This is a genomic window from Entomoplasma freundtii (assembly GCF_002804205.1).
GTDB classification, from domain to species: domain Bacteria; phylum Bacillota_I; class Bacilli_A; order Mycoplasmatales; family Mycoplasmataceae; genus Williamsoniiplasma; species Williamsoniiplasma freundtii.
Genome location: NZ_CP024962.1, coordinates 689,267 through 702,438, shown reverse-complemented (window position 1 = coordinate 702,438; position 13,172 = coordinate 689,267). Strand labels below are relative to the sequence as shown.

At 35.0% G+C, this 13,172-nt stretch carries 10 protein-coding genes and 2 tRNA genes; all 12 read right to left on the bottom strand.

The genetic code is table 4. The features are described from left to right. Nucleotide 1: 1 nt before the first annotated feature. On the bottom strand, nucleotides 2-484 hold the full coding sequence (locus EFREU_RS03070) for a Fur family transcriptional regulator (RefSeq protein WP_157844566.1): 483 nt from the start codon (nucleotides 482-484) through the stop codon (nucleotides 2-4). A 17-nt stretch (nucleotides 485-501) separates the two neighbouring features. Beyond that, nucleotides 502-726 carry an acyl carrier protein gene (locus tag EFREU_RS03065; protein ID WP_100609669.1) on the bottom strand — a complete coding sequence of 75 codons (225 nt, stop codon included), beginning with the start codon at nucleotides 724-726 and terminating at the stop codon, nucleotides 502-504. Between the two features lie 108 nt (nucleotides 727-834). Beyond that, nucleotides 835-910: transfer RNA gene (locus EFREU_RS03060), tRNA-His, on the bottom strand. Nucleotides 911-991: 81 nt separating this feature from the next. Next, complete coding sequence (coaD, locus tag EFREU_RS03055) at nucleotides 992-1,483, bottom strand: pantetheine-phosphate adenylyltransferase (protein ID WP_100609667.1); 492 nt, start codon at nucleotides 1,481-1,483, stop codon at nucleotides 992-994. 27 nt (nucleotides 1,484-1,510) lie between these two features. After that, nucleotides 1,511-3,109, bottom strand: a complete 1,599-nt coding sequence (locus EFREU_RS03050; RefSeq protein WP_100609665.1) for a hypothetical protein — start codon at nucleotides 3,107-3,109, stop codon at nucleotides 1,511-1,513. Nucleotides 3,110-3,219: 110 nt separating this feature from the next. Further along, nucleotides 3,220-5,652 carry a leucine--tRNA ligase gene (gene leuS, locus EFREU_RS03045; protein WP_100609663.1) on the bottom strand — a complete coding sequence of 811 codons (2,433 nt, stop codon included), beginning with the start codon at nucleotides 5,650-5,652 and terminating at the stop codon, nucleotides 3,220-3,222. Between the two features lie 195 nt (nucleotides 5,653-5,847). Continuing rightward, nucleotides 5,848-5,924: transfer RNA gene (locus EFREU_RS03040), tRNA-Ile, on the bottom strand. Nucleotides 5,925-6,016: 92 nt separating this feature from the next. Continuing rightward, entirely contained in the window at nucleotides 6,017-6,589 is a 573-nt protein-coding gene (locus EFREU_RS03035) for a flavoprotein (RefSeq protein ID WP_100609661.1), read from the bottom strand. Next, nucleotides 6,568-7,377: a phosphopantothenoylcysteine decarboxylase domain-containing protein gene (locus EFREU_RS03030; protein ID WP_100609659.1), complete on the bottom strand. Its 810-nt coding sequence runs from the start codon at nucleotides 7,375-7,377 to the stop codon at nucleotides 6,568-6,570. The genes EFREU_RS03035 and EFREU_RS03030 overlap by 22 nt, the downstream gene beginning before the upstream one ends. An 89-nt stretch (nucleotides 7,378-7,466) precedes the next feature. Continuing rightward, complete coding sequence (locus EFREU_RS03025) at nucleotides 7,467-7,976, bottom strand: hypothetical protein (protein ID WP_100609658.1); 510 nt, start codon at nucleotides 7,974-7,976, stop codon at nucleotides 7,467-7,469. 136 nt (nucleotides 7,977-8,112) lie between these two features. Further along, nucleotides 8,113-12,387 carry an ABC transporter permease gene (locus EFREU_RS03020; RefSeq protein WP_134163647.1) on the bottom strand — a complete coding sequence of 1,425 codons (4,275 nt, stop codon included), beginning with the start codon at nucleotides 12,385-12,387 and terminating at the stop codon, nucleotides 8,113-8,115. A gap of 50 nt (nucleotides 12,388-12,437) precedes the next feature. Further along, nucleotides 12,438-13,172, bottom strand: coding sequence for a hypothetical protein (locus EFREU_RS03015; protein ID WP_100609656.1), 735 nt, complete (start codon nucleotides 13,170-13,172; stop codon nucleotides 12,438-12,440).

Genomic DNA, 13,172 nt, shown 5'->3' with positions numbered 1-13,172 from the left:
TTTAGTGATTTTTTTTCAGGAGGTCCTCATGACATTTAGGACAAGTCCCGTGGATTTCAATTTTGAAATGATCACAATTTCAACCAACTACTTCACTAGATTTAGTCAAACTTTTAAAAAATTCGCCGAATTGACCAAGGTGATCGATGTGATGAACCTCTTGACAAGAATCACATTTCAAATGGTAAGATTCTTGCACTCGTGGTTCATAACAAATTTGTTTGCCGTTAAAAATATTGGCGTAAATAATGTGTTTATCCAACAACATATCTAGTGTATTATAAACACTCATTACATTTACCTTATGGCCGGTTTCTTCTAGAACAGCAATAATGTCGTTAAGGGTAGGATGTTCTTTCACAATAATAATTTTAAGAATTTCCAAACGCCCTTTTGTCAAACGAACATTTTGTTGCTTAAGCACTTCCTCAAGGCGTTTGAGTGTTTTTTCTTGCTTACTAGTTAGCTTTAGGTGATCTTTCAAGATTTAAACCCCCAACTTTATTTCAAAAGTTTTTCTAAAGCATTGGTTAAATCGCCAATAGTTTTAATAGTTAATAGGTCTTCATCGGCAATGCGAATATTTAATTGTTTTTCCATTTTGATAACCATATCCATTAAATCTAAAGAATCAATTCCTAAATCTTGGAAACGACTATTTTTGGTTAAACTTTGCTTAACGCCACGGGCTTTTAAAGTTTTGATGATTTCGTCATAAATTTTCATTATCATTACTCCAATTATCTCTTTAATTTTAACCTAGAAAACTAAGAAACCAAAATTGGCAAAGACAGGCAAATAAAAAACTAGACTCTCGTCTAGTTAGAATCAATATGGGGCGTCTAAAGGGAATCGAACCCTCGAATGCCGGGACCACAACCCGATGCGTTAACCACTTCGCCATAGACGCCAAATAACGTTGAAATACAACAAAGTAATTTTATAAAAAAATAGTGTTGAAGTCAATGTTATCGTTGCAAAACTCTTGGTTTTAACAACCTACTTTACTTTCGACAGAAGCACGAAAATCAGCAATTTCTTTCAAACCACTTGAAGAAATTTTCTTCATCTTTGGATCGGAAATTAAGAGCACAGTTTCAACATCTGACCCAAGAAGATGATTATCTTGTGCTAACTCTAATTCCTTAGCAAAATCTTTTTCATCACGAACGCCCCGAACTAAAAAAGGTATTTTATAACGATGAGCATATTCAATTGTTAAAAGATCAGGATTTTTTTTCACTTTCACTTTTGGTTCGCGTTTAAGGTATTTTTTTACCATTAAATAACGATTCTCCAACTTAACTTGGTCTTCTTTGTTTGGATTGCGACTTACCACAACTCAAACTTCATCAAAAAGTTTTGTGGCTTTGCGCAAAATCTCTAAATGACCTTGATGGAAGGGATCAAAACTCCCGGCAAAAATTGCCTTTTTCATGACTTGGGAACCATTAGGGGTGGCTGGGGAACCTTTAGTTACCATCGAAAACTCCTTATTTTAATAATGTGGTTATTTTTTATCGTGGCTAGAAGTTTGTTGGTCTTGTTTATCCTTAGCCGCCAATCCTTCGCGAGCTAAGCGTTTTTCGTTAATTAATTTTTGTTTCTTGGAAGGAAAAACAATATTGTTTAACAAAAGGCCACTAATTGAAAGGTAGATTCAAAAAACACAAACAATGAGGAAGGCAATTCCAGACCATAAGCCCATATTTAAGTCAGCCAAGACACCAATAAAGTTTGCTCCCGTAGACGCCAATCAAGCGATGGCTGGCAAGATAATTCCGTCAACCATTAGTTTCGTAGTCATTCCTCCCGGAGTCCGGTTAGCATCCATTAGAGTAGCAATAATATATAAAACTAAGCACGTTGAAAGAATAGCGTATCCAAGAGCGGCAAAGAAAGGCCACATCATTGAAATCGCTGTTCCAGGAGCTACAATTGATCCAACATTTTGGACACCATTAATACCAAGCGATAAGGTAAGCGCTAAAATAATAATCAATAAATAATATATTACTGCTGGCACTCAAATCTCACGTTGCATATGGCGGTAAGATGACTTGGTTAGTGTAAAACAAGCATGCAGAATAATGGCAATTAGGAAGAAGGAAACGATTATCGTACTGGGTGCCGCCATAGATCCAGCATCTCCACCACCAAAACGGGAGATTAACGGAATAATAATGATATTAATAATGATTGTCGGGATGATAGCTAAAAGCATATAAATGTAAAAACGGAACATCTCTAAAGAAAAAAGTTTTCATGCTAATCGCATTGGGGTTGTCGCTTTGGTGTCAATGCTCTTATAGTAAGCAATACTATATTTTGAGCCAATTGAAACATAATCATAACCCATTTTAAAGTCAAAAAACATTTCGTCAGGATGTTGGGAAATAGCCGTACGACGTTCCTTTTCATACATTTCTTTTAAAGATGTAATTACGATTTGACAAGGCTTGATAAAAATCTTTAAAGAACGTTCCCGAATTAATGTATCAGCAATTTCATCCATCATCGTTTGCAAATAGGCTGGTTTAAACGCTAAACCGCCATAATCACCGTATTGCGCTTTAACTTGCTCATAATCACCAAGTTCAAGTTTTGATTTTAAATTAACTGTGAAGTTAATTGCTTTTTGATAATTAAAAAGCAAATTAGCACGACGGTTTTTGATGTAATCTTTAATGCCAATAAATGTTCCAAAGAAAATCGACTTCGTCAGTGGTATTAAGGTAGCAAATACCCCCCCTACCAACACTAACTTAAATGGTGTTAAGATTGTGTAAAGTAGTGATGTGGGCGCCATAAAGCCGCCGATGTATTCACTTAAATTAGTAATGTGTTCAGTCGAATCGCCAATAGTGGCGTAAAAACCAGCCGGCAAAACAAACTGGCCATTAAGATAAATAATTCCAGTCTTTGCTCATTCTGAAGAACCCATTAAAATTCCACTAGTAAAACTACCAACAAGTGTTCCTGTGGCATCATATATTTCCATTTTATGAGTTAAATGGTAAACGGCGACGCCATCCACAAAGGCAGAATAGCCAAAGTAAATGACGAAGACAACAAATAATCAAACCAATTTGACTGTAATTTTTCTCATTAGTCAGATACCTTTCATGAGATATTTTATCTCAAAAGACTTTAGTTTGAATTTTATGAACCTTTGATAAAGAAAAAAACCACCCTAGAAGAGGTTGGTTTTAAAATTATTTAGCCTTTAACTACAAAATTAATTATTTTATTAGGAATTACTATTTCCTTGACGATAGTTTGGTTAGTTAAGAATTTAGCTACATTTGGCTGTTCTTTCGCCAATTTTAATAATTGATTAGCCTCAGTATTAAGTGGTACTTCAATAGTTCCACGTAACTTGCCATTAATTTGGATAGCGATAGCGGTAGTTTTTCTTTGAATTTTCGTTAAATCAGCTTTCGGTCATGGAGCAAGCACCACGTGGTCTTCATGACCAAGTAATGTTCACATTTCACTTGCTAAGTGAGGAGCAAATGGACTTAGCATTTTCACAAAGCCTTCCACATAAGGCCGATAAATAGTCCCTGGCTCTTCTTTATAAAAGGCATTTAAAAGAATCATTAATTGGGAAATAGCGGTATTGAGTTTCAAATCCTCAACCATCGTGGTGATTTTTTGGACTACATCGTTATAGACATAATCCAAATTGCCATTATTGGAATCCTTGAAAGTTTGGTTTTTGACGAAACGATAACCTCGGTCCAATCATTTTAAGGCCGCATCCAGTCCATCATAACTCCAAGGCAGTGAAGCATCTAAAGGTCCCATGAACATTTCATAAAGTCTTAAGGTATCGGCTCCATGAGAACGAATTACATCATCAGGGTTAATCACATTCCCTCAGGATTTAGACATTTTTCTACCATCAGGTCCTAAAATCATTCCCTGATTATAAAGACGTTGGAAGGGTTCCTTAACAGAAACAAGCCCTAAATCATAAAGGACATGAGTTCAAAAACGGGCATAAAGCAAATGACCAACAGCATGTTCTTGACCACCGATATAAAGGTCAATTGGTAATCACTTTTTAAATCTTTCCTTGGCTTCGTCACTTTTTAAATCAATTAGTTCATTGGGTTTATTAGTTAGAAGGTAAGCTAAGAAATATCACGATGACCCAGCAGAATTAGGCATCGTATTAGTTTCACGTTTAACCGTTTGACCATTATATTGAGTATTAACTCAATCGTTTACATTGGCTAATGGTGATTGACCATCATTAGAAGGTTTTATATAAGAAACATCGGGTAAATTGACTGGAAGATCAGTTAAGTCGACTAAACCAATTTTTCCGTCATTAGTATAGAAAATTGGGAAGGGTTCCCCATAAAAACGTTGACGCGAAAATAGTCAATCGCGAAGTTTATAGTTTACTTGTGGTTTACCAATTTTCTGTTTCTCAATTTTGTCACCAATTACCTTTAGCGATTCTTGGCGGTTCAAACCATTGAGAAAGTCTGAATTAATATGTTTTCCTTCTCCAACAAAAGCTTTTGATTCATCTTTAGTTTCAATCACAAAGCGTTTTGGCAAATCAAATTTTGTAGCAAAGTCTCAATCACGAGGGTCATGTGCTGGAACAGCCATAATGATACCTGTCCCATAATCATTGAGAACGTAGTCGGCTATCCAAACGGGGATTTTTTCATTAGTGAAGGGATTAACGGCATAACTACCTAAAAAGACTCCGGTTTTTTCTTTCGATTCATCCTTTCGTTCTAAATCACTTTTTTGTTTGGTTACCACTTGGTAATCTTCAACAAATTTCTTTTGTGAAGGAGTAGTAAGTTGCTTAACAAGTGGGTGTTCTGGAGCCAATACTAAATAAGTGGCTCCGAAAATTGTATCGGCACGGGTTGTAAAGACAGGCAAATTGATTGTTTCTTTTTCTGGACTGGTGATTGAGAAATCAATGATGAAACCTTCTGATTTACCAATCCAATTTTTTTGCAAATCTTTCACAGATTGTGGTCAATCAAGATCTTCTAAACCAGCTAAAAGCTGGTCGGCATATTTGGTGATTTTTAAGACCCATTGACGCATTTTCTTTTTAACAACTGGACAATTACCACGTTCACTAACCATTTTGCCATCAACAGTAATCACTTCGTCATTTGCTAAAACCGTTCCTAAGTCAGGACATCAATTAACTTCTACATCTCTTAATTCAGCCAATCCTAGTTTGTAGAATTCTTGAAAAATTTGTTGGGTAATTTTGTAAAAATTAGGATTAGCAGTATTTATTTCCTTATCAAAATCATAAGAAAAACCCAAACGTTGGAGTTGCTGGCGGAAAGTATCAATATTCTTAAGAGTAAAATCGCGGGGATCGTTCCCGGTCTTAAGGGCATATTGTTCGGCTGGTAAACCAAAAGCATCCCAACCAATAGGATGAAGCACATCAAAACCTTGCATGCGCTTATAACGAGCATAAACATCGGTTGCAGTATAACCTTTGACATGGCCTACATGGAGGCCTGCTCCAGAAGGGTAAGGAAACATATCCAAAACATAAGCTTTTTGTTCTTTGTTATTAGTAGTGTTATTCACCTTATCTTCTTGCCATTTTTTTTGCCATTTTTTTTCTATGGCACTATGTGAAAATTCCATAAACTCCTTACAATTATTTATTCTTTATTCAATTAATCGAATCACTTAGTCTCTGACCACTTGAATATCGATAAGCAATTACTATTAATTTTAACTTTTAATTAATTAGAAGAGAAGAGACTCGTTCAGAAGCGGGTTCTTCTTTGGTTATTTTTCGACAAAAAAAGACCTTTTCAAAGGTCTTAGTCTACTTAATGGTCGGAATAATTGGACTTGAACCAACGACCTCTCCGTTATCAGCGGAGTGCTCTAACCAGCTGAGCTATATTCCGAACAACATATTAATTTTAGTCATTTTCTCTCGCAATTTCAAGGTCTTTTAGGACATTTTTTATGGGCTGACTTCCAGACACTTTTTAAAAAATTATTTATTGGTGGAACTCTTACCCAAAAAGGCGTCAATCGTTGCCTGAATAGTCGTAATTTCAGGCATTGCCCCCGTACCATATTCACCACAAGCCAATAAACTGGTGCGGGGTTCAATAAATTCATAACCGCGGTTTTTCAAGGTTTTGAGATTTTCTTGAGTAGCTACATTAAGAAACATTTGCGTATTCATACTTGGGCAAAGAATCACTGGAACTTCACAATTCAATTTTAAGAGAAGGGTGCTCAAAAGGTCGTCAGCGAAACCATGGGCTAATTTAGCGCCGAAATTCGCCGTCATGGGAGCGATAAGGACTAGTTTAACGTCCTGCAAGAGGCTAATGTGAGGAATTAAACCATTATCCACATCTAAACTCAACGCGACGTTTTTTCCGGACAACACACTTAATGTCGTGGGGGTCACAAAATCTTGGGCAGACTTTGTCATAATCACTTGAACATCATAATTAACTTGAAGTTTACGAACTAAGTCAGGTATTTTATAGGCGGCAATGCCTCCAGTAACACCGACAATAATTTTTGTTTTTTTTAATTTTTTTGATGGTTGCATAAAACTTTTTTGCTCCCTTTGTTTTGTTGGTCAATTAAAGAAATAACTTTTTCAGCTAATTCTTCTTTTGTTTGAACCTGATAAACATTTTCGTCATTATCTAAAATTAAGGCTTGATGCTGTGATTCCTTAATTTTATACCAATCATTAACTACTAACAAATCATAATGATTTTTAACCATTACTTCTGCTGCTCATTGCCTATCAATTTCATCTCCAGTACCATCGGCAATTAGTTTAAAACCAACGAAGTAACTTTTTGGTGATCATTCATGAAATAAAGTAATTAATTTTGGCGCTTTGGTTAAAAAAAGGATTGGTTCTTGGTCGGAAGAAATTTTTTGAGTTTGATATTGGTTATCTTTTAGTTGATTAAGTCATTCATTAAGCAAGTTTTGGTTAGATAAATAGTCATTTGTAAAACGGTGTTGTTCCTGAGTAATTCAACTCAAAAAGCTATTTGTAGAAACTATTTCTCTAACAAAAAAATCACTGACTGCCATAGTTGGAATAATTAAGTCGATAGCATCCATCTTTAAAATGCGTTCGCAGGTTTCTTTGAGGTCCTGACTAGTTTTAATTAAATAAGTTTTGACCTTTGGTAAATCGGCCAACTGTTTAATTAAATAAACCTCGGAAGTGACAAAAAAGATGGTTTCCACTTCGGAACGATGGTGAATTTTCCGCGCAAGGATTGCTCCTAATCGGCCGGTGGCAAAATTAGTGATTCCGCGCACTGCATCAATTTTTTCTGTTGTTCGTCCGGCCGTAATTAAAATCTTTTTCATATCTCTGACATTGTACCAATTTTTTTAGGTACATAAAAATTGAGTCGCTCTCCTAAGGAAAACGACTCAATTTTTTCACTTATTAATAATTAATCAGCTGTTTTGATTAAGTATGGTGTAGCAAGAATTGGTAATGGCAATAATGTAAAGATTAACATTCCAGCCACATAACCAGTTTTTCAGTAATCACTAAAGCTCTTGTCGAAATGTTTAGCAAGTTTAGTTAAGTAAACTAATTCTCCACTTAACATCAAGATTGAACTTAAAGCGATTAGGAAGATGGTTACAATTTCCATTGCCATCACAGTAGAGTGTTTGTTACCTCAATCAGCATGTTCAATTGCTAATCAGTCGCAAACGAAGGCAAAGATAATTGAAACGGCAGAAAATACTAACCCTGAAATTAGTAGCCCGTAGGCGTTTTTAGCGAATTTTTCACTTCAAACGTTTCCGGCACCATTTTTAATACCTCAAATTTCTTGGAACCCTGACATGCTTCCAGGATCTTGAGCACGGAATCCGAATGCGTAGATTGAAATGATAAAGAACGCAAAAGAAACGACCGCAATACCTAATAAAGTTAGATTTCTCTTGTACATCTTTTTTCCTCCTTATCATTTTTATTATATAAAAAAACATTTATAATAGTTTTTTTGACACAAAAAAGCAAAAAAAAGTCACTAAATATCACCATTTAATGACTTTTAAAAGATTATGCCCCTTGTTTAGAATTGATTAGAGAGCATTTGTTTGTAATAAGAAAATTGGGTTTGTTTTGCTAATCGAATTAAAGCCAACTGCAATCGTAATTCCGTAAACACCAATAATTCCTCCAGCAACAGCAAAAGGTAACCAGATTGGGAAATAAATTGGTAACACTATTGAAGCGACTAATGAATTAATAATGGCAGCGTAAACAAACCAACCAATAATAAATCCGACGATATAAACAACGGCAATTAATACAAAGTACATTCCTAAAACCGTTTTAACAATGTAAGGGTTAGAGTAACCGAGGACTTTTAAGGTGGCAATAAAACGACTATTATCATCAATAATTAATGACGTCGTTAACAGAATAATAACAAAAGCAATTAAGAGGATAGCCACAATCGCTAGAATTAGAATTAACATTACTAAATCCGAAATTTGTGCCAGAATGGCTTTAGAGGTAGCAGTCGGAATAATATTATTCATTGCCCCTTCACCCATTCCATCGTAACTTTTAGTTACATTAGTGCCATTAGCGGTAATCCCTTGCATGGCAATTGGCGAATAATCTCCATACGGCTGATAAGTAGCCACAATACTTTTGAGATCCCCAATATCATCCTTATTTGAATATTTATAGTTAAAAATCGGGAAAGCATTATGGAAGATTTGGTTAATTATTCTTCCCTTTTTCCGCTTATCAGCTTTGTCACTCTTAACATATTGAGTTAAAAAGTCTTGATAATCTAATTTACCATTAGTTAAATCTAAATTAGGATCGCCTGATATAGTTTCTCCGTTAATTTTTCAATCCGAAGCGAAAGTGCTTCCTCACTGCCATGAAAAGAAATTCTTCCAATTATAATCATCCATTTTATCAAGTTGGAGGATTTTTTTAACTTCTGCTTCCTTCATTCAAGCTTGAGATTCTCCATAACCTTCATGAATACCTACGACTTTGAAGTCTAAATTGGTTTCCAAATCTTCATTGACGAGAGTGTTATTTAAAATAGCTTCATAATATGGAGCTGGGTCGTTTGGAGAAAGAAGCCCAGGAAATAATTTAAGTTTCTTCCCACCAACACTTAACGAAACATCATTATTACTCAAATTATTAATTTGGGTAAATTTACCATCATCATCACCAACATTTCGTTGTTTGCCAAGATTCCATTGGTTCATATTGACAGTTTCACCATTTGCTTTTAGTTCTTTTTGTAAAACCGTTAAGGGGATGCTATCACCAACTTTAAGTTTCAACCTTTTTGCTAGCGATTTATTAATAACTAAACTTTGGTCAATGTTTGATTCATAAAGTTTTTTGAGAAGATTATTATTTTTTTTGTCAAATAAATTCATATAAGGATTATTTTCTTTGGTTCCATAAATTTTAAAACTTGATCCTTTTTGGTCACGAACGCGCATCAAAGTACCAGTTTGTTCAAGTTCGGGATTATATGAAACAACACCAAAACTTTGGTTATAAGTGGTTTCATTTTGGTAAGCCTCTTTTAAAAACTGTTGGACAAAATATGGGGGTCGTGAATAAGCTGCTTGAACTATTCCTTGGTCAGGACGATTACTTACAAGCGAACCATACCAAATAACAAATTTACTTAATATCGTGTTGAGGTCGGCTTCACTCAAATCCTCTGCTTTTACAGTTAGATAATAATCTTCGAGATATTCACTAGGCTTGACGGCTTGGGGTGGAAGAATTCTAAATGCTCCGACTCCATATTCGTTATTAGTGAAACCAAAATCTTCTGGAATTGTTAAGTTATCTCAAAGTTTACTATTTCAATTTGATTTCTGCTCCTTTTGGGTGTTTGTCCAAACAGTTTGAAGATTGGTAGCAGGATTTTTGCTTTGACCACCTTCGTTGAAAGAAGCAATTTTTTGATCATCTGTCATATTCCATCATGGTGCATCGGTAGTGTTAGAAGTATCGTAGTAGGTATTAGTAATTGAAAGACCAATTGAATTAGTAAGTTTAGCATAAAAACTTTGTAAAGCTTTAAAGTTATTAATTGGGTCATTTGTCTTAGCGCCTAGCTTACCATTTAGGGCTACATAATCAGGTCATTGCTTCAAGATCGTTTCGGTAATAATACTTAAACCACCTCCCGGCATCCCGTATTTACTCATAAAACGATAATATTCAGTTGAAGAGGCGATGTTTTGTCCAGAAAGGAATTTCATGTTAACAAGTGTAATGTTTGGTAGCGGAGCAGTTTTAGAACTTTGGGCTAGACGGCTAAGCTCTAATGAATAATAATGACTTGACATTTGATTTTGATAGTAGGCTTGGATAATTTTATCTAAATCATATTTGCCATATTGACTAGTTGAAGAAGTACTAGGCAAAAGTGGTAATGCAGAGAAAGAGTCTTTGGCTACTGAATACTTAAAAGTATTATCGAAACCATCTTCCGGGGCTGAATCATTAAAGGTTTTATAAAAGGTCAAAGGGTTATTATAAATTGATTCGTTATATTCTACGACTTGTTTATAATTCACTCCTGAATAAGTCATTTTTTCATTACGACGTAATAGACTTGGGGCTGCAAAAGAAACAGTAAACATAATTGTTGCTAGAAGAACGACGCCTCCAACAACACTCATTTTACCCTTGGCATCTAAGAACAAGGCCAAGCGTACTTTTTGCCCTGTAGTGTGGTCGGCAAAGCGAGCTTTAACGGCCATATCATGTTTTGAGAGCTTGACTTTACGATTACCTTGAACCAAATCAAGAGGACTTTTGCGTAAAACAATCGCTGTAATTAATAAAGCGATAGCAGTTAAAATGAATCAAAGACCAAAGATGGTTAAAAGGAATCATGGTCAGCTAAAGAAAGCTTGACCATAGTCCAAAATAAAGTAATCCATGAATTCGTTTACAAGGATGCTACTCAAACCACCGCCAAGAGCAAAACCAACGATTCCACCGATAAAACTGGCAAAGAAAGGTGTCATCACAAAGTTGAACATAATGATACCATTGCCATAGCCAGAAGCCTTGAGAACACCAATTTGACCGCGAGACTTATCAATTTGTTTTCTAATAATTAGACCAAGGCTGTAAAAGACAACCACGGCAATTAGGATTTCCAAAATTGAAGTACTAATGTTGTAAAGATTAATGACCTTAACGAGCGCATCGGTACGGTTGGCATAACGATAATTTTTATCGCCCAAGGCATAAAGGTAAGTTTTAGGTTGAATTGAAGGGCCTAAAAGTTTATTAAAATCATTATTTAATTGGGCCATTTGGTCTTCATCTGGTGTTTTACCATTAACCATTTTCAAAGAATAGAATGATTCTCATTCAGAATTAGATGTGATAGTTAAGCGACCATTACTTGAGTCGTAATTATAATATGTTTTACCATTGTCAAACTTGACTGGGCTAAGACCAAAAGCATCGGGCTTGATATAGAATAGTGCCTCTTTATAACGATTCGGGACTGGTGAGTTTTGGTCAATCACTGGCATGGTAAAATCAGCCGACCCTCCAAAACCAACGATTTGATACCAATCATAGGCTTTTTCATATTTTTGGGCATAAACCCCATCGCTTTTTTTCAGACCCTCTTTTTCCATCTGTTTGACATCTTTTTCTAAAACTTCGAGGTCTGGTTGTTTGCTAGTGTCTTTATTAAGAGGTGAACCGACTAATAGTTGGTCACCGTAATTGTCTTTTTGAATTCGAACGATGTCGCCTAATTTAAGACGGTTTTTTTCGGCAAAAACAGCATCAACTACAACATCACGATCGTTTTCTAAATCGCGTCCATCAAAGATTAAAAGTTTATCAACAGCTTGATTAGGAATGTCATTTTGAAGTGTTGTTTTAGTTAAAACTTTAATTGTTAAATTATTACCTTTATTAAAAACTTGGCTAAATTGTCGCCCCTCTGTACGCGATCAATAGAACTGCAAATCTGATTGTTGACGGTAATAATCACTTTGCAACTCATCAATAATATATTGTTGAGCGGCTACATTATTAGCCGGAATAACACTATCGGCGAAAGACTTTATTTGTCCGTATTCATAACTTTCTTGATTAAATTCGCCTTCACCTCCAGCGTCATTAGGAACGCGGTCATAGGGATCCATTTGGAGAACCACATTATGAAGATTAGAGGCATTTTTCATTAAATCATCACTGCGGAGTACCCGAGCATTAATTGATGTTAATAATGAAAGCACCATTGCCAAAAGTGCCACGAGAACTGATAACCCAACAAGTTGAGATTTTTTTCGTAAAGCATTTTTAAAGGAGTTTTTAAGCATTAAAAAAACTGCGGGCTTTGTATGTGTTTTGATAAAAATCACTTTCCTTTCTATTTTTTAATAAAAAGAAAGTTAGGAGGAGAAGTTTGCTTTTTAACAAGTCTTAAAGCTTGGGATTTAAGAGCTTTTAGTTTTAAAAATTCAATTCAGAAAACAAAAAATTGTTTTCTGGTCATGTTTTTATAATATGAAAAAGTATTTAACAATGTGCAAGTATAAACTTGTCAATGTTCGTTTGTGGTACTAATTTGCAAGTAATATTTCCAATTCAATGGCTCACAATAAGAATAATCATATGCCCCACTAATATGAATCTCGATATTTTTACTTTGACGAGCCATTAAAATAATTCCTAACAGGAGAGCAAAAAAACAAAGTAAATAAATCGAGATAGAAAATTGAATTAGTAAAAGTGTCCCTAACAAGAACGAAACAATTAGCCCCTCAAAGAATAACACCTGGGTGGCGTGAAATAAGCACCCCATTGTAAGACAAGCTCATAGAGTAACAGCGCTCAAACTAGTACGACTAAACTGAATGTTTAGTATTTTTTTTGGTTCAAATTGATCAAACTTGATTTTTTTGGTCCAAATGATAATTCAAGAAAAAACGACAAGACTAAATAATCAATTTATAAAGGTATAGATTACTTCTAAGAAAAAAGTATTTTCATAATTGAAGCCTAGAAAGGTAGTAAAAAAACGACCAAGTAAAAAAGCCGAAACTATTAAGTAAGTTCAGGACAAAAGTTCAAAAGGTGAATAATGGTGACGATTCTTAACCAT